The sequence below is a fragment of the Streptomyces sp. NPDC041068 genome, from assembly GCF_040647455.1.
Taxonomy (GTDB): Bacteria; Actinomycetota; Actinomycetes; order Streptomycetales; family Streptomycetaceae; genus Streptomyces.
Genome location: NZ_JBEZCG010000014.1, coordinates 136,413 through 152,094 on the forward strand (window position 1 = coordinate 136,413; position 15,682 = coordinate 152,094).

The 15,682-nt window shown below is 72.3% G+C and carries 16 protein-coding genes and 1 pseudogene; 7 read left to right on the plus strand and 10 right to left on the minus strand.

The features are described from left to right. Positions 1-62: 62 nt before the first annotated feature. The 3 genes from tadA to AB0B50_RS30330 all read right to left on the minus strand — a co-directional run bounded on the left by tadA (position 63) and on the right by AB0B50_RS30330 (position 1,504). Positions 63-494, minus strand: a complete 432-nt coding sequence (gene tadA, locus AB0B50_RS30320) for a tRNA adenosine(34) deaminase TadA (protein WP_362339110.1) — start codon at positions 492-494, stop codon at positions 63-65. Between the two features lie 81 nt (positions 495-575). After that, positions 576-1,124 (minus strand): hypothetical protein, encoded by a 549-nt coding sequence (locus tag AB0B50_RS30325; protein WP_362338876.1) that lies wholly within the window; start codon positions 1,122-1,124, stop codon positions 576-578. Between the two features lie 203 nt (positions 1,125-1,327). Further along, positions 1,328-1,504: a hypothetical protein gene (locus AB0B50_RS30330; RefSeq protein ID WP_362338878.1), complete on the minus strand. Its 177-nt coding sequence runs from the start codon at positions 1,502-1,504 to the stop codon at positions 1,328-1,330. A gap of 100 nt (positions 1,505-1,604) precedes the next feature. On the opposite strand from AB0B50_RS30330, the gene upp reads away from it, so the two are divergent. Continuing rightward, positions 1,605-2,240 (plus strand): uracil phosphoribosyltransferase, encoded by a 636-nt coding sequence (gene upp, locus AB0B50_RS30335; protein WP_362338880.1) that lies wholly within the window; start codon positions 1,605-1,607, stop codon positions 2,238-2,240. Between the two features lie 19 nt (positions 2,241-2,259). Here the strand turns inward: upp and AB0B50_RS30340 are convergent, their stop codons facing one another. Together AB0B50_RS30340 and AB0B50_RS30345 are read right to left on the minus strand one after the other, a co-directional pair. Next, positions 2,260-2,916, minus strand: a complete 657-nt coding sequence (locus AB0B50_RS30340) for a LytR C-terminal domain-containing protein (protein ID WP_362338882.1) — start codon at positions 2,914-2,916, stop codon at positions 2,260-2,262. A gap of 119 nt (positions 2,917-3,035) precedes the next feature. Further along, entirely contained in the window at positions 3,036-3,332 is a 297-nt protein-coding gene (locus tag AB0B50_RS30345; protein WP_003955420.1) for a type II toxin-antitoxin system VapB family antitoxin, read from the minus strand. Positions 3,333-3,659: 327 nt separating this feature from the next. Between AB0B50_RS30345 and AB0B50_RS30350 the strand changes: the two genes are divergently transcribed. After that, positions 3,660-5,153, plus strand: a complete 1,494-nt coding sequence (locus AB0B50_RS30350) for a helicase HerA-like domain-containing protein (RefSeq protein WP_362339111.1) — start codon at positions 3,660-3,662, stop codon at positions 5,151-5,153. Positions 5,154-5,207: 54 nt separating this feature from the next. On the opposite strand, the gene AB0B50_RS30355 is transcribed toward AB0B50_RS30350, so the two are convergent. Together AB0B50_RS30355 and AB0B50_RS30360 are read right to left on the minus strand one after the other, a co-directional pair. Beyond that, positions 5,208-5,405: a hypothetical protein gene (locus tag AB0B50_RS30355; RefSeq protein ID WP_362338884.1), complete on the minus strand. Its 198-nt coding sequence runs from the start codon at positions 5,403-5,405 to the stop codon at positions 5,208-5,210. Between the two features lie 94 nt (positions 5,406-5,499). After that, a complete protein-coding gene (locus AB0B50_RS30360; RefSeq protein ID WP_362338886.1) occupies positions 5,500-5,838 on the minus strand; it encodes a hypothetical protein in 339 nt (112 codons plus the stop codon). Positions 5,839-6,253: 415 nt separating this feature from the next. On the opposite strand from AB0B50_RS30360, the gene AB0B50_RS30365 reads away from it, so the two are divergent. Further along, positions 6,254-7,855: an ABC-F family ATP-binding cassette domain-containing protein gene (locus AB0B50_RS30365; protein ID WP_362338888.1), complete on the plus strand. Its 1,602-nt coding sequence runs from the start codon at positions 6,254-6,256 to the stop codon at positions 7,853-7,855. 179 nt (positions 7,856-8,034) lie between these two features. On the opposite strand, the gene AB0B50_RS30370 is transcribed toward AB0B50_RS30365, so the two are convergent. Further along, on the minus strand, positions 8,035-9,252 hold the full coding sequence (locus AB0B50_RS30370; protein ID WP_362338890.1) for a cation:proton antiporter: 1,218 nt from the start codon (positions 9,250-9,252) through the stop codon (positions 8,035-8,037). A gap of 203 nt (positions 9,253-9,455) precedes the next feature. Between AB0B50_RS30370 and AB0B50_RS30375 the strand changes: the two genes are divergently transcribed. The 3 genes from AB0B50_RS30375 (at position 9,456) to AB0B50_RS30385 (ending at position 12,671) form a co-directional block, all read left to right on the plus strand. Continuing rightward, complete coding sequence (locus tag AB0B50_RS30375; RefSeq protein ID WP_362339112.1) at positions 9,456-10,337, plus strand: PrsW family intramembrane metalloprotease; 882 nt, start codon at positions 9,456-9,458, stop codon at positions 10,335-10,337. Between the two features lie 339 nt (positions 10,338-10,676). Then, positions 10,677-11,999, plus strand: coding sequence for a helix-turn-helix domain-containing protein (locus AB0B50_RS30380; protein WP_362338892.1), 1,323 nt, complete (start codon positions 10,677-10,679; stop codon positions 11,997-11,999). A 45-nt stretch (positions 12,000-12,044) separates the two neighbouring features. After that, on the plus strand, positions 12,045-12,671 hold the full coding sequence (locus AB0B50_RS30385; protein WP_362338894.1) for a GNAT family N-acetyltransferase: 627 nt from the start codon (positions 12,045-12,047) through the stop codon (positions 12,669-12,671). Here AB0B50_RS30385 and AB0B50_RS30390 read toward each other — a convergent pair. Then, complete coding sequence (locus AB0B50_RS30390) at positions 12,578-13,513, minus strand: LysR family transcriptional regulator (RefSeq protein WP_362338895.1); 936 nt, start codon at positions 13,511-13,513, stop codon at positions 12,578-12,580. The genes AB0B50_RS30385 and AB0B50_RS30390 overlap by 94 nt on opposite strands. A 189-nt stretch (positions 13,514-13,702) precedes the next feature. Between AB0B50_RS30390 and AB0B50_RS30395 the strand changes: the two genes are divergently transcribed. Further along, the gene (locus AB0B50_RS30395) at positions 13,703-14,683 is read left to right on the plus strand and encodes a DMT family transporter (RefSeq protein WP_362339113.1); all 981 of its coding nucleotides are present in this window, start codon (positions 13,703-13,705) and stop codon (positions 14,681-14,683) included. Here the strand turns inward: AB0B50_RS30395 and AB0B50_RS30400 are convergent. Next, a pseudogene (locus AB0B50_RS30400) lies at positions 14,620-15,390 on the minus strand (sensor domain-containing protein); the annotation flags it as partial. The gene AB0B50_RS30395 and the pseudogene AB0B50_RS30400 overlap by 64 nt on opposite strands. Between the last annotated feature and the right edge of the window lie 292 nt (positions 15,391-15,682).

Here is a 15,682-nt window from a genome sequence, read left to right on the forward strand (position 1 = left end):
CTCTAGCCCACGATGCCCCGTGGACTGAAATCCGTTTGGCGCAGCTCCGCGCAGCCCCTGCCTCACCGCTTCCGGAAGAAGTCCGTCAGCTGTGCGGCGCACTCCTCCGCGAGGACCCCGAGGACGACCTCGGGCCGGTGGTTGAGCCTTCTGTCGCGCACGACGTCCCAGAGTGAGCCCGCCGCCCCGGCCTTCTCGTCCCGCGCGCCGTAGACCACCCGGTCCACGCGGGACTGCACGATCGCGCCCGCGCACATCGTGCACGGCTCCAGCGTCACGACGAGCGTGCAGCCCGTCAGCCGCCATTCACCGAGCTCGGCGGCGGCCCTGCGCAGCGCGAGCACCTCCGCGTGCGCGGTGGGGTCGCCGGTCGCCTCGCGTTCGTTGTGGCCCGCGGCGAGCACCGTCGTGCCGTCCGGGGACAGCACGACGGCGCCGACGGGCACGTCACCGCCCCGCACGGCCAGCTCGGCCTCGGCCAGAGCGAGCCGCATGGGCGCCCGCCAGCGATCGCGTACGGGATCGGGAATGTCGTTCGGGTCGTTCTGGTCGTTCGGGTCGGTCACACGGGGAACCTAGCGGACGGTCTCGAGCACCTCCGCCGCGCCGAGGATCTCGGCGATCTCTCCCAGTGCGTCGCCGCTCTCCAGGGCGAGCAGCTCCTTCTCCGGCACGCCCAGGTCGGCGAGGATCTCCGTGTCGCCGAGCGGCCCCGAGGGCACCGCGTCGCCGCTGTCGGCGTCCCCGTCGTCCGCGTCGGCGGAGTCCGAGGGCTCGCCGTCCTCCGTGCCGTCGAGGTCGAGGGCGTCCAGATCGTCGGCCGGGTCGTCGCCCGGGTCCCGGCCGAGCATCTCGTCGGTGAGCAGGATCTCCCCGTACGAGCTGCGGGCGGCCGCGGCCGCGTCCGATACGTAGATGCGAGGGTCCTCCTCGCCGTCCACGCGGACGACGCCGAACCACGCGTCTTCCTGTTCGATGAAGACGAGCACCGTGTCGTCGTCGTAATCGACCGTGGCTTCACGGGCCAGATCGGCCAGATCCGACAGGGTCTCCACATCGTCGAGCTCCGTGTCGCTCGCTTCCCACCCGTCTTCGGTGCGCGCGAGCAGTGCGGCGAAGTACACCGTGACTCTCCCACTGGTCATAGGCAGTGCCGGTTGGCGGTTTGGGGTCCCCCCGGCGAGGTCGGGGAGCGGGGAGTGCAGTTTCTAGCCCCGCCCATTCGGAATCGTGGCAGAAACGGCGCCGTCAGGAGAGGTCTTCCGGCCGCTGTGTTCCGCGTCGCGTTCTCCGGTGCCTTCGCGCGGGCCCGCGGCGCGAGGGGCGGCTACCAGCGGAACGTACGCATACGCATCGCCTGCCGCATCCGTGCCGCCCGGGCGCGGCGCGGCTTCACGCGCTCGCGGAGCTCGATGGCCTCGGTGCGTTCACGCAGGAACTGGGCGCGGCGCCTGCGGCGCTCGGCGTCGGTCTCGTCCGCTGGTTCCGGCTTGTGCTCAGCCATGGGCCACACCACCTCAGTCCGTACGTCCCCACCTTCCCCCCGGTGGCGGGGTTGATGCCAGCGAGGGGAGAGCGGCCCCGTCCCGGTTACTGTTGATGTCATGCGGATCCACGTCGTCGACCACCCGCTGGTGGCGCACAAACTCACCACGCTGCGCGACAAGCGCACCGACTCCCCGACCTTCCGGCGCCTCGCCGACGAGCTGGTCACCCTGCTCGCGTACGAGGCCACCCGGGACGTGCGCACCGAGCAGGTCGACATCGACACCCCGGTGACCCGGACCACCGGCGTCAAGCTGTCGTATCCGCGCCCGCTGGTCGTGCCGATCCTGCGCGCCGGTCTCGGCATGCTCGACGGCATGGTCCGGCTGCTCCCGACCGCTGAGGTCGGCTTCCTCGGCATGATCCGCAACGAGGAGACGCTGCAGGCCTCCACGTACGCGACGCGCATGCCGGACGACCTCTCCGGCCGTCAGGTGTACGTCCTCGACCCGATGCTCGCCACGGGCGGCACGCTGGTCGCGGCGATCCAGGAGCTCATCAAGCGCGGCGCCGACGACGTGACCGCCGTGGTGCTGCTCGCCGCCCCCGAGGGCGTCGAGATCATGGAGCGCGAGCTGGCGGGCACGCCGGTGACGGTCGTGACGGCCTCGGTCGACGAGCGGCTCAACGAGAACGGGTACATCGTGCCGGGGCTCGGCGACGCGGGCGACCGGATGTACGGGGCCGCGGAGTAGTTCCCGGGCCCCAGGGGGCCTAGCAGTTCTTCTTGCCGGACGGAGTGGGCGTCGGCGCGGGCTTGGCCAGTTGGGCCAAGGCGGTGTCGGCGTCCTTCTTCTTGGCCAGATTCCTGAACTTGTCGCCGAGGATCAGGTCGACCTCGCCGCCCTTGCGGCCGTCGGTCCTGTGCTCGGCGCCCGCGAGCTGCGTGCCGAGGACCGGGAGCGCGGTGCCGGTGGCCGACCTGGCGCCGAGCAGTATCCCGGTGCCCTTGACCTTCTTGTCGAAGGCCTTCGTCGCGTTGCCGACCTTGCCGATGGCGAAGCCGCGCTTCTTCAGCTCGTCGGCGGTGTCCTTGGCCAGGCCGCCGCGGGGCGTGGCGTTGAAGACGTTGACGGTGATCTGGCCGGGCTTCGGCAGCGGCTTCGGTTTCGACCGCGTCTGCGAGGCCTCGGCGGAGGCCGAGGCCTTGCGGTCGCAGTCCGGGGCGGGGCTCGCGGCCGATGCCTTGTCGCCGCCCGTGAAGACGTCGATGAGCTGCAGGGTGCCCCAGCCGATCAGGCCCACGGCCGCGGTGGACGCGATGATCGCGAGCACGATCCTGCGGCGCCCGCGAGGACGGCGCATTCGCGGATATTTGTCCCCCGTGATGCGGTACTTGCCGCCCATGCCGGGGGGAGTGAGCATGCTCATGGGCGCAGCGTAGTGCCGTGCGACGGCGATGCCTACTAAATGATCATTGCCCGGGGCTCAGTCCAACCCAAAAGGGCCAATGCGGACTTGGGGCCGGTTCGGGCGGGGGAGCGGGCGCGTCAGCCCAGTTCGAGTACGCGCGCGTGGAGCACCTGGCGCTGCTGGAGCGCGGCTCGGACGGCGCGGTGCAGGCCGTCCTCCAGATACAGGTCGCCCTGCCACTTCACGACGTGCGCGAAGAGGTCGCCGTAGAACGTGGAGTCCTCGGCGAGCAGGGTCTCCAGGTCGAGCTGGCCCTTGGTCGTCACCAGCTGATCGAGGCGGACCGGGCGCGGCGCGACGTCCGCCCACTGCCGGGTGCTTTCCCGGCCGTGGTCGGGGTACGGCCGGCCGTTTCCGATGCGCTTGAAGATCACACGGAAAGCCTACCGGTCAAGGCTCTCCGGGCGCAGCCATGGCGACGGAGTGCGACTCTGGGAAATGACGCCGGAAATCGGGGCAAACCGGGAACTCTCAAGCCGGGAACAGGGGCCGAAGTGAGCGAGAGCCAGCCGATGCCGTCCATGTCCGGGAGCAAGAACCGCCCGAACGAGTCAGCGCCGGTCGCGGGGGTGACGGCCGGAAGCGATGGTTCCGGGGATTCGGGAGTTTCCGGGGGCCCCGGGGGCGCGCTTCCCCAGGAGGCCGTGGAGATCGCCGCCGGGTACGCCTTCACCGGGCCCGCCCTCGATCTGGGCGCCCTGATGTGGGGCGGGCAGTGCTACGCGGACGCGCAGATCCGCATCCCGCTGCCCATGCTCAACCGGCACGGCCTCGTCGCCGGGGCCACCGGCACGGGCAAGACCAAGACCCTGCAGCTCATCGCCGAGCAGCTGGCCGCGCAGGGCGTGCCCGTGTTCCTCGCGGACATCAAGGGCGACGTCTCGGGGATCTCGGCCCCCGGTGAGGCGGGCGAGAAGGTCACCGAGCGCGCCAGGGACGTGGGGCAGGAGTGGGAGGCGACCGGGTTCCCGTGCGAGTTCTACGCGCTCGGCGGCATCGGCACCGGCATCCCCGTGCGGGCCACCGTCACCAGCTTCGGGCCCGTCCTGCTGTCGAAGGTGCTGCAGCTCAACCAGACCCAGGAGCAGTCGCTCGGGCTGATCTTCCACTACGCCGACCAGAAAGGTCTCGAACTCGTCGACCTGAAGGACCTGCGGGCCGTGGTCACCTTCCTGACGTCGGACGAGGGCAAGCCCGAGCTGAAGGGCATCGGCGGTCTGTCGACGGTCACCGCGGGCGTCATCCTGCGGGCCCTCACCGCCTTCGAGGCGCAGGGCATGGCGGACTTCTTCGGGGAGCCGGAGTTCGACACGAGCGAGTTCCTGCGGGCGGCCCCGGACGGGCGGGGTCTGGTGTCGGTGCTCGAACTGCCCGCCGTACAGGACAAGCCCCAGCTCTTCTCGACCTTCCTGATGTGGCTCCTCGCCGACCTCTACAACGACCTGCCCGAGGTCGGCGACGTGGAGAAGCCGAAGCTCGTGTTCTTCTTCGACGAGGCGCACCTGCTCTTCAACGGCGCCTCCAAGGCCTTCCTGGAGGCCATCACGCAGACCGTGCGGCTCATCCGCTCCAAGGGCGTGGGCATCTTCTTTGTGACGCAGACGCCGAAGGACGTGCCCGCGGACGTCCTGGCCCAGCTGGGCAACCGCGTGCAGCACGCGCTGCGGGCGTTCACGCCGGAGGACCAGAAGGCGCTGAAGGCGACGGTGCGGACGTTCCCGAACTCGGCGTACGACCTGGAGGAGGTCCTCACCGGGATCGGCACCGGCGAGGCCGTGGTCACCGTCCTGAGCGAGAAGGGCGCGCCGACGCCCGTCGCGGCGACGCGGCTGCGGGCGCCGGAGTCCCTGATGGGGCCGGTCGACGCGGGCGCGCTCGACCGGGCCGTGAAGGGGTCGCTGCTCTACGGGAGGTACGCCGACGCCGTCGACCGCGAGTCCGCGTACGAGAAGCTGACCGCCCAGGAGGCTCAGACGCAGGCCCGCAAGCAGGCCGAGGCGGAGGCGGCCGAGGCGGAGAAGGCGGCGAAGGCGGAGGCGCGGGCGGGGTCCCGGGGGCGGCCGCAGGGGGACGCGTCCGTGGTGGAGCAGGTGGTGGGGAGCGGGATGTTCAAGTCGCTGCTGCGGTCGATGGGGACGCAGATCGGGCGGGAGATCTCCCGGTCGGTGTTCGGGACGGCTCGGCGCAGGCGCTGAGCGAGGCGGGGCGCCGCCTTGAGCAGGCGGCGCCGGGGCGTGGTCTTCCGGAGGTCAGTCCTCCTTGGGGCGAGTCCGGCTCTGGGGCTGGTTCTGGGGCTGGTTCTGGGTTCGGGTCCGGTTCGGGTGCTGCGTGTGTGCGTGCTCGTGGTGGGGGGCCGTTTCCGGCTTCTGGTCCGTGTCGGCGGGAGCCGTGCGTACGGCTTCTGCGCGCAGGAGGGCGTGCAGGGCCGCGTAGGGGTCCATGGGCATGGGGGTGTCGTCCTTCGTCTGCGGTTCTGCTGAAGGGGGGAGAGGAAGGTCGGCCCGGTTCCCCTGCTCGGGGTGTTGGGGCCGGCCGTTCCTGTCAGCAGCGCAGGACCACCGAACGGGGGGTCGGGACGTGGGGGCGCAGACGTGCGGGGGCCGGGCCCGTCGGGGCGGCGGGGGTCCGCGGAGGGCTGACCGCGGTGTGCGGGCGCCGTGTGGGGAGGCGGGTGGTGTGGCGGGTCGGGAGGCGCAGGGCGGTGTCGGTGACGTCCTGCTGGAGCTCGCTCCCGGTCTCCGTGGAGAGGGCGGCCGGCGGGGGCGGGGTCGCGGGGCCCGCGGGGGCCGTGAGGGTGAGGGTGGCGGTGACCAGGGCGAGGAGGGTGAGCAGCGCCCTGGGCCACGTGGTGCGGCGGTGGGGTGCGGGCGGGACGCTCATGCTTGGCATGTCCCCCGGGCGGACCCCGAAGTCGATCGCTCCCCGCCCAGATCCGCCCTCATGGGCTAGGGCGGGGCCTCGCGTCGTCCTACTTCGACGACGCCTTCGCCGCGGCCTTCAGCGCCTGTTTGTGGGCGCGGACCTCTGGAGCGACTCCGGGCCCGTGATGTCCGCGACCGAGGTGAAGGGTGACGTCCATGGGCCGATGATCCCTCGCGGGACCGCCCGTCGCAGTGCGGAGCAGCGGGGAGGGAGCCGGGGGGGGGGAAGCGGCGGGGGGCTGTCGGAAATTCGGGTGCGGGGGTTCGGAGGGGCCCGTTAGCCTCGGGCTCATGTCTACGCCCCGCATTTCCTAGCCAGGACACACGCCTTCACGTCACCCGTGTGTCCATTCGCTATTGCGGAGCGTCATCCCATGATCACCGTACGAGGTGTCGACGTGCGCGTCGGCGCCCGCCTCCTGCTCTCCCGCGCCTCCTTCCACGTCGCCCCCGGCGACCGCGTCGGCCTGGTCGGCCGCAACGGCGCGGGCAAGACCACCCTCATGAAGATCCTCGCGGGGCGGGCGGTGCCTGCCGAAGGTGCCGTCACCCACGCCGGTTCCGTCGGCTACCTCGCCCAGGACCCCGGCGCCGCCGACCCCGCCGTCGCCGTCACCGACCGCATCCTGTCCGCCCGCGGCCTCGACGAGGCGGTCGCGGCCCTGCGTACCGCGGAGACCGCCATGGCACAGGCCGTGGGACCGGCCGCGCAGGAGCGGGCCATGGCCGCCTACGCCCGCGCCGACGACCGGTTCCAGGCCCGCGGTGGCTATGCCGCCGAGGCCGAGGCGGCGCGCGTCGCCGCCGGGCTCGGGCTGCCCGAGCGGGTGCTGCGGCAGGCCGTCGGCGAGTTGTCGGGCGGTCAGCGGCGCCGCGTCGAGCTCGCCCGGATCCTGTTCTCGCGGCACGACACCCTGCTGCTCGACGAGCCGACCAACCACCTCGACGCCGATTCGGTGGAGTGGCTGCGCGGTTATCTGGCCGGATATCCGGGCGGTGTCGTGGTCATCAGCCATGACACCGGGCTGCTCGCCGACACCGTGAACCGGGTCTTCCACCTCGATCCGGCGCGCGCCGCCATCGACGTGCACAACACCGGCTGGCACACCTACCTCGCCCAGCGCGCCGCGGACGAGCGGCGGCGCGCCCGCGAGCGTGCCAACGCCGAGCGGAAGGCCGCCTCGCTGCGCGCCCAGGCCGACAAGATGCGCTCCCACGTCTCCACGGCCACCGCCGCGAAGAACATGGACCGGCGTGCCGAGCGGCTGCTGTCCGGCACGGAGCCGGTGCGGCGCGGCGAGAAGGTCGCGCGGATCCGGCTGCCCGAGCCCGCGCCGTGCGGCCGGATGCCGCTCGGCGCGATCAGTCTCACCAAGGCGTACGGGGCCCATCGCGTCCTCACGGGCGTCGACCTGGCCGTCGACCGGGGCAGCCGGCTCGTCGTCCTCGGGCTCAACGGTGCGGGGAAGACGACCCTGCTGCGGATCCTCGCCGGGCGTGAACTGCCGGACGCGGGACGGGTCGTCGAGGGGCCGGGGCTGCGGCTCGGGTACTTCGCGCAGGAGCACGAGACGCTGGACGGCGCGAGGACCGTCCGGGAGAACCTCGCCGGGGCCGCGCCGCAGCTGACCGACGGCGAGGTGCGGCGTGTGCTCGGGGCGTTCCTGTTCAGCGGGGACGACGCGGACAAGCCCGCCTCGGTCCTCTCCGGCGGCGAGAAGACCCGCCTCGCGCTGGCCGGGCTCGTGCACTCCGGCGCGAACGTCCTGCTCCTGGACGAGCCGACCAACAACCTCGACCCGGCGTCCAGGGACGAGGTGCTGGGTGCCGTGGGGACGTATCCCGGGGCCATCGTGATGGTCACGCACGACGAGGGCGCGATCGACGCGTTGCGGCCCGATCGGGTGCTGGTGCTTCCCGACGGGGTCGAGGACTTGTGGAGCCCGGAGTACCGGGGGCTTGTCGGGCTCGCGTGAGGCGCGGGGTTCACCAGGGATTGCGGGGTTCGCCAGGGATTCCGGGGGGGCACCAGGGATTCCGGGGGCACCAGGGATTCCGGAGAGGGGTCACCAGGACTTCTGGGGGCTCATCAGAGCTTCCGCGGGGGGGGCTCACCGGGGATTCCGGGGGGGGGGGCACCAGAGCTTCCGGGGGTTCACCAGGATTCGGTGCGGTGCATCGGTCTCGTCGGTGGGTTCACCTCGCTCCCGCTCCCCGCGCGCAGCCTCAGCGCGAGGAGCGGGAAGACCAGGACCGACACCATGCCCGCGCCGACCAGCGCCGCCGCCTCGCCCGCGGTCAGCGCCCCCTCGTCGAGGCCGATCGTCGTGATCGCCACGACCAGCGGCAGTGCCGTCGAGTTGTAGAGCATCAGCGCCGTGCGGTCGCGTCGGCCCAGGTCGTGCGGGGCGAGCGCGTAGACGGGCAGGCCGCGTACGACGAGGAAGAGGAGGAGGAAGGCGGGGAGCAGGATCAGCGCGCGGCCGCCGTGCAGCAGGGCGTTCAGGTCGAAGTCGATGCCGGTGACGATGAAGAACACCGGGACCAGGAAGCCGAAGCCCATCGCCTCGATCTTGCCGAGGACGAGCTCGCTGCTCTCGGGGGCCGCGCCCTGCAGCACGAGCCGGGTGAGCAGGCCCGCCGCGAACGCGCCGAGGAGCGTGTCGAGTCCGAAGGCGTACGAGAGGCCGAGCATCGCGGCCAGGAGCAGCATCACGAAGCGGACCGCGAACTGGGCGCTGCTGTGCAGGGTCTTGGCGATGACGTTGGCGAACCAGGGCGGGCGCGGGCGCAGCGCCCAGAACACCGCGCCCGCCGTGACCGCGGCGAAGGCGGCGAGCAGCGCCGTGGATCTGCCCGGGTCGCTGCCGCCGAGCAGCAGCGTCATCGCGATGATCGGGCCGAACTCGCCCACCGCGCCGAACGCCATCATCACCGTGCCGAATCGGCCCTTCAGGTCGCCGGAGTCGCGCAGGATCGGCAGGACCGTGCCGAGCGCGGTGCTGGTGAGCGCCGTGCCGATGACGAAGCTCTTGGTGACCGCGCCGCCGTTCAGGGCGAAGGCGATGCCGAGGCCGAGGACCAGGGCCGCGAGCCAGGCCCACACCGAACGGCGCAGGGTGTCGCCGCGGACCGTCGCGAACTCGATCTCGTACCCGGCGAGAAAGATCAGCATCGACAGGCCCAGATCGGAGAGGACGTTGATGGTCGCGTCGTGGTGGGCGACGCCGAGGACGTCGGGGCCGATCACGATGCCGAGGACGATCTCGAAGATGACCAGGGGAACCGGGATCCAGCGGCCGAGCCCATAGGCGAGGAGCGGGGCGATGACTGCGACGGCCATGATCAGAATGAGGGTCCCCGACTGCGACATACGAAGGTATTTAGCATAAAGTCGGGCGAAGTCGGACGAATTGGGTCGGCGTGAACAGCCCGGCCCGGCCCGGCACAGTCCGGAACGGCCCGGCCCGGAACGGCCCGGAACGGCCCGGAACGGTCCGGCACAGTCCGGCACAGTCTGGAAGGGGTCCCGTGAGCCTTGGTCAGGATTCGGTCGACGGCGGTGACGTGCCGCGCATGAACCCCGGGCTGTGGAAGCGGTGCCTGTGGGGCGGGCTCGGTCTGTGGCTGCTGACCGCCGTCATCACGTACGCCACCAAGAACACCAACCTCCTGCCTACGCTGATTCTGCTGGGCAGCTTCCTGGTCCCCGGCGTCTTCGTCCTGTGGGCCTACGAGCGGCACGGCCGCGATCTCGGTCTCGGCGTGCTGCTGAACTGCTTCGTCGTGGGCGGTGTGCTGGGCGTGCTCGGCGCGTCCGTCATGGAGTACTACCTGCTGCACCCCTCGGTGTGGATCTTCGTGGGGGTCGGGCTCATCGAGGAGGCCGTGAAGCTCGCCGCGCTCATGATCGTCCTGCGGCGCTTCAAGCAGGTGCGGGGGCTACGTGCCGGGCTCGTGCTCGGCGCCGCGGTGGGGTTCGGCTTCGCCGCGTTCGAGAGCTCCGGGTACGCCTTCAACGCCGTGGTCAGCATGCGAGGCCTCGATCTGCGGTCGCTTCTGGAGACCGAGATCCTGCGAGGGCTGCTTGCTCCCTTCGGGCACGGGCTGTGGACGGCGATCGCGGGCGGCGTGCTGCTCAAGTACCGGGAGCCGGGCGGGCGGTTCCGGTTCCCGGGGGCCTTCGTCGTCACGTATCTCGGCGTCTCGTTGCTGCATGCCCTGTGGGACTCGATGCACGGCATCGCCGTCTGGCTCGTCGCCAAGATCACCACCACCGGGCTCGACCGGGAGCTCTTCGCCCAGGGGTACATCCCGGAGCCCACCGCCCAGCAGAAGCATCTGTTCACCGTCTTCTCCGTGGGCGGGCTGGTCCTCGTCTCGCTCGTCGGAGTCGCCTGGCTGCTGTCGCTGTCGAGCGGCGCGAGAACGGAAAGACCAAGCCGCGCCAGGCCGTGAACCACGGCTGCGGGGGGCGGCGGGGAGCCGCCCCCACCCACCCTCGCCTCCTACACACAAGGGCCTGCCGCAGGGCAACGCCACCCACCCTCTGCCCCTACGCGCACGAATCCACCGCGGGGCAACGCCCCCCCCACCCTCTGCCCCTACGCGCACGAATCCACCGCGGGGCAACGCCACCCCACCCTCTGCCCCTACGCGCACGAATCCACCGCAGGGCAAACGGGCGGGTGGGTGGGAGACATCCGCCGCGGAGCGGCGGGCCAGGAGATACCCCCGCGCACCGAAGCACCACGCGCCCCCCATTTCCCGCACGCCGGAGGCATAGGGTGGCGCCGCATGGTGCACACGCTCCCCGCGTTGGGCGACACCGCCCGGCGCCTGGCCACCCGCTGCGAACCCCGCGTCAACGAACTCGCGCGCCGCATGACACGCGACGCCTTCGCCCGCCTGCGCGGCTACGCGGAACTCCCCGCGGACGTGAAGGACGTCGAGATCGCCGCCACCGCCCGGCACGGCCTGCGCCTCTTCCTCGACCGCGTGACCGGCCCCGCGTCCGCCGGGGCCCCCGGCGACTACGAGTACTTTCGCGAGCGCGCCGCCCAGCGGGCGGACGAAGGCATGCCCCTGCACCTGCTGCTCAGCACGCACTGCCTGGGCACCCAGGTGCTGTGGCGCGCCCTGCGCGACGCCGCCCTGCCCGGCGAGGAGGCCGCGCTCGCCGAGCTCAGCGACTACCTGTTCGCCGCGCAGGAACGCATCGTGGCCGCCGTCACCGAGACCTACCTCGACGAGCAGGCCGCCCTCGTGGCCGAGCACCGCGAGGAGCGCCGCTCCCTGGCACGGGCCCTGCTGGAAGGGACAGCGACGGCGACGGCGACAGCGACGACGACGGCGGAGTCGGAGCAGGCCCTGGCGCCCTTCCAAGAGGGAGCCCTGGTCCTCTTTCTGCAGCTGCCCGCCGCAGGCCGCGGCGCCCTCCCCGTCGCCGTCCGCCGCCTGGTACGGCGGCTGCAGGCCACGCTGGACCGCGTCTTCGGCGTCGGCGTACTGACTCTTCTGGACGGCGCGGGCGGCCACGCCGTCGTGCCGGGCAAGGGCGGCGCCTCCGATGACGTACGCGACGACGTACGCGACGACGTACTGGATGAACTGACCGAACTGACCGAACTACTGCGCGAGTTCTGCGGACCCGAGCTCCGCCTCGCCGTCGCCGCCGCCGGATCCCTCGATGAGATACCGGAGGCCGCCCGCACCGCCGAAGAAGTCGTACGCGTCGCCCGTGCCTGCGGCAGGCCCGCCGGGCCGCACCGCTTGGACGACGTACTGCTCGAATACCACCTGTCACGGCCGAGCGCGGGCAGCGAGCGGATCGCCGAGCTGCTCGAACCCGTCGCCGAGCGGCCCGAGTTGACCGAGACCTTGCGCGCCTATCTGGCCCTGCGGCAGGACCGCAGAGCCACCGCGCGCCGCCTCAGCCTGCACCCGAACACGGTCGACAACCGGCTCGCCCGCGTCTCGTCCCTGACCGGGCTCGACCTCACCTCGTCGCACGGCACGGCCCTCGCCCTCGCCGCGCTGCTGCTGCGCGAGATCAAGGAACCGGAGGCTTCACCTCCGCCGCCCCGCACCTCGCGTTCGCCTGCCCGGCGGGCGAGTTGATCGGTAAGCCCTTTCTCGGCCGTACGGCTGTGCTTCCATGCTCCGATGAGACGAGACCGTGCCGCCGACGCGGCCGAAGGCCACCCCGTCCTGCGCATACGGGAGCGGTCCTGCGAGCGCGACCTGGAGGCGTGCGTCGGTGTGCTCGCCCAGGTCCACCGCACCGACGGCTACCCCATGAACTGGCCCGACCGGCCCGCCGACTGGCTGGCGGGGCACACTCCGCTCGGCGCCTGGGTGGCCGAGCTCGACGGCCGGGTCGTCGGCCACGTCAGGCTGTCCCGCCGCGGGCCCGATGACGTGGCGCCCGGTCTGTGGAGCGAGCGCGCGGGCGTCGGCGCCGACGCGACCGCCGTGGTCAGCCGTCTCTTCGTCGCGCCGGACGCCCGCGGCCACGGCATCGGCGCGCTGCTGCTGGGCCGCGTGACGCGGGAGGCACGGGCGCTCGGGCTGCACCCCGTCCTGGACGTCGAGTCCTCGGGCACCTCGGCCGCCGCGCTCTACGAACGCGTCGGATGGCAGCTGTTGGGCGTCGTCGAGCAGGAGTGGCTGCCCGGCCGGCGGGTCGCCCTGCGCTGCTACGCGGCCCCGGGCGCCGACGGCTCCGATGCCGTACGCGATGCCTCCGCCGCCTCGCGCAGCGCCACCAGCAGCCCTCGCAGCGCCGGTTGAACCGGTGAACCGCCCCGCACCGCGGCCTGGATCACACGGACCGGCTCCGGCGCCCTGACCTCACGTACGACCACGTCGGGACGGTGCCCGGCGGCGAGGCCGAGCTCGGGCACCAGGCTGACGCCGAGCCCGGCGGCGACGAACCCCTGAGCCGTGGCGTAGTCGCCGCTCTCCACCACGAAGTCCGGTGTGAAGCCCGCCGAGGCGCAGGCGTCGAGCACCGGGTCCAGACAGGGCCCCGCGGTCTCGCCCGCGACCCAGGGCTCCTCGGCGAGGTCGGTCAGGTCGATCGCCGCGCGCTCGGCAAGGCGGTGCCCCTGGGGGAGCACCGCGCGGTAGCGGTCGTCCAGGAGGTGCACGAACCGGATGCCGTCCACCGCGGCCGCGTCGCGCGGTCGCACCAGCAGCGCCACGTCGGCCCGCCGCGCCTTCACCTCCGGCACCGGGTCGTCGGGGTCGAAGAGCTTCAACTCCACCTGTACGCCGGGATGTTCGCGCCGCATCGCGGCGATCGCCGGGGCCACCAGAGGAGCGCCCGCCGTGGCGAAGTACCGCATCGAGACACGTCCCGTCCGCCCCGCCCGCAGCTCGGCGAGCGCGGTCTCCGCCTCGGCGGCGTGCCGGCCGATGACCGTCGCGTACTCGGTCAGGACCCGTCCCGCGTCCGTCGCTCGCACCCCGCGCCCGGTCCGCTCCAGGAGTGCGATGCCCGCCTCCTTCTCCAGCGCGGCCATCTGCTGGCTGACGGCCGAGGGGGTGTAACCGAGGTTCCGGGCGGCCGCGGTGACCGAGCCGCTGGTGACCACCGCCCGCAGGATCTGCATCCGCCGCATGTCGAGCATGCCCTCAGTGTGCGGCATGCGGGCCGCGGCATACGGGGGTGCGTGGATGTAGCTGGGCTTAATTCTGGGTCCAGATCTTTTCGCTTGTCTTACAGAAGCTCGCGCGGGACGGTACGGGGAAGCCGTCGTCACCGCACCGGAATCAGGAGGCCAGCCGTGCTGAGCGGTCCCCGCGCCACCCATGTCCGCATGGCCGTCCTCGCCCTGCTGTGGGGGTCCGGCTTCCTCTGGATCAAGCTCGCCCTGGAGGGCGGCATCGCACCCCTGCACCTCACGATCGTGCGGTGCGCGCTCGGCGCCGCCGTCCTGCTCGTCCTCGCCCGCTCGGCGGGGCAGCGGCTGCCGCGCGACCGCGGCACCTGGGGCCGGCTCGTGGTGGCCGCCTTCTTCTGCAACGCCCTGCCGTTCTTCCTCTTCGGCTTCGGCCAGCAGAGCGTCGACTCGGGCGTCGCGGGCGCCCTGAACGCCACGACTCCCCTGTGGTCCCTGGCCATCGGCCTGATGCTGCGCTCCGAACGCCGCCTCGGACCGCTCCGCCTGACCGGCCTGCTGCTCGGCTTCGCGGGCACCCTGCTGATCTTCGCGCCCTGGCAGCGGACAGGGCTCGCCAGTTGGGGCGCGCTGGCGCTGCTCGGCGCCGCGGTCAGCTATGCCGTCGCCTTCGCCTACATGGCCCGCCAACTCATCGGCCGCGACGGCGGCGCCCCGCTCGCGCTCTCCGCGGCCCAGCTGTTCACCGCGACCGGCCTGACCACGCTGGCGCTGCCCGCGGCTCCCACGGGCAGCTCGTCGCCGACGCTCCTGGGCATCGTCGCGGTCGTCGTCCTCGGCACGCTCGGCACGGGCATCACCTTCCACCTCAACTCCCGTCTGATCGCGGACGAGGGCCCCACCGCGGCCGCGACCGTCGGCTATCTGCTGCCGGTGGTCTCGATCGCGCTCGGGGCCCTCGTACTCGGCGAGGAGGTCGGGACGCGGGTCGTCGCGGGCATGGCGGTGGTGCTCGTCGGGGTGGGGCTCACCCGGCGCTCCGACCGCGGTCAGCCGAGCAGCGAGCGCACCGCGGCACGGTCGACGTTCGTCAGGGCGCGGATCAGCTTCGGGGTGAGCAGGACGAGTACGGCGCCGACGGCACCGACGGCCAAGACCTGCGCGGGCGAGGTGATGTAGTACTGGTGCCGCTCGCCGCCCGAGGTGAAGTCGTAGAGGCGGTAGCCCGGCCAGCCCACGTAGCGGTGGAAGACCCAGGAGTACGTGGGGAAGAGCGCGACCACCCAGCCGGTGACGAGGAACGTCACCGAGAGCGTGAAGCTCAGGACCCGCCAGGGGAACATCACCAGCTGGAAGAGGAGCGCCTTCCAGCCCGCGGCGTCCGCGAGCCGGGCCCTGACCCCGGCCCACCACCCTTCGCTCCGGGGCGCTTCGAACGCCTCGGGGCCGGCGACGTCGAGCCCGAGCCCCGTGCGGGCCCGACGTCGCTCGGCGGTTCCGAGGCCGCGCGCCGCGGCGAGCGCGGCGGCGAGGACGGGCAGCCCGAGCGCGGTGACGAGCAGACCCGTGCCGAGCGCGAGCATGGTCACGGCGAAGGCGAACCCGGCGATGGCAATGGGCAGCGACGTCAGTACGTGGCCGACCTCCCGGAAGGTGACGGCGCTGAAGGGCGCCCGCCAGAAGCCGGGCCGCCGCGAGGGAACGGCGGTGGGCACGGCAGCTTCCGCGCGCAGGGGAGAGGCCGTGTGCGGGTGAGCGGCCGTCGAAGCGGCGTACGGCAGGGTGCTTGTGCTCATGGCGGGCCTCGAATCTTCGCGGTGGGGAGGTGGGGACGACGTGCCGTGCTGACGTCCTCCACGCTCGCGGATCCGCGGCCCTCGCGGCATACGGTGATGTGGTGTCTTGGGGGTGGTGCTAGGCCCCCTGTCGTCCGGGCGCGGTCCACAGATGCGGTCCGCAGGTGCGGTCCACAGACGCGGCCCACAGGTGCGGATGACCGGCGCCGGTGAACGGCGGCCGGGGTGACCGCACTTCGGCGGGTGTGTGCGGCAGCGGTGTATCCGGCGTCCGGAGCGCCGCGCCGCGAGCGTGCGGGGCGGTGGAATACGCGAACTCGGCGCTCTCCAAGGCGAACACAGCTCTCCGGAGTGTCGCGTCGGGCACGAGCGCTCTACGCAG

What these genes read in the sequence shown, in the direction of transcription:
- tadA (WP_362339110.1), bottom strand. Translation starts at nt 494, where the DNA reads ATGCGGCTCGCTCTGGCCGAGGCCGAGCTGGCCGTGCGGGGCGGTGAC.
- AB0B50_RS30330 (WP_362338878.1), bottom strand. Translation starts at nt 1,504, where the DNA reads ATGGCTGAGCACAAGCCGGAACCAGCGGACGAGACCGACGCCGAGCGC.
- upp (WP_362338880.1), top strand. Translation starts at nt 1,605, where the DNA reads ATGCGGATCCACGTCGTCGACCACCCGCTGGTGGCGCACAAACTCACC.
- AB0B50_RS30340 (WP_362338882.1), bottom strand. Translation starts at nt 2,916, where the DNA reads ATGAGCATGCTCACTCCCCCCGGCATGGGCGGCAAGTACCGCATCACG.
- AB0B50_RS30350 (WP_362339111.1), top strand. Translation starts at nt 3,660, where the DNA reads ATGTGGGGCGGGCAGTGCTACGCGGACGCGCAGATCCGCATCCCGCTG.
- AB0B50_RS30355 (WP_362338884.1), bottom strand. Translation starts at nt 5,405, where the DNA reads ATGCCCATGGACCCCTACGCGGCCCTGCACGCCCTCCTGCGCGCAGAA.
- AB0B50_RS30360 (WP_362338886.1), bottom strand. Translation starts at nt 5,838, where the DNA reads ATGAGCGTCCCGCCCGCACCCCACCGCCGCACCACGTGGCCCAGGGCG.
- AB0B50_RS30365 (WP_362338888.1), top strand. Translation starts at nt 6,254, where the DNA reads ATGATCACCGTACGAGGTGTCGACGTGCGCGTCGGCGCCCGCCTCCTG.
- AB0B50_RS30370 (WP_362338890.1), bottom strand. Translation starts at nt 9,252, where the DNA reads ATGTCGCAGTCGGGGACCCTCATTCTGATCATGGCCGTCGCAGTCATC.
- AB0B50_RS30375 (WP_362339112.1), top strand. Translation starts at nt 9,456, where the DNA reads ATGAACCCCGGGCTGTGGAAGCGGTGCCTGTGGGGCGGGCTCGGTCTG.
- AB0B50_RS30380 (WP_362338892.1), top strand. Translation starts at nt 10,677, where the DNA reads ATGGTGCACACGCTCCCCGCGTTGGGCGACACCGCCCGGCGCCTGGCC.
- AB0B50_RS30385 (WP_362338894.1), top strand. Translation starts at nt 12,045, where the DNA reads ATGAGACGAGACCGTGCCGCCGACGCGGCCGAAGGCCACCCCGTCCTG.
- AB0B50_RS30390 (WP_362338895.1), bottom strand. Translation starts at nt 13,513, where the DNA reads ATGCTCGACATGCGGCGGATGCAGATCCTGCGGGCGGTGGTCACCAGC.
- AB0B50_RS30395 (WP_362339113.1), top strand. Translation starts at nt 13,703, where the DNA reads ATGGCCGTCCTCGCCCTGCTGTGGGGGTCCGGCTTCCTCTGGATCAAG.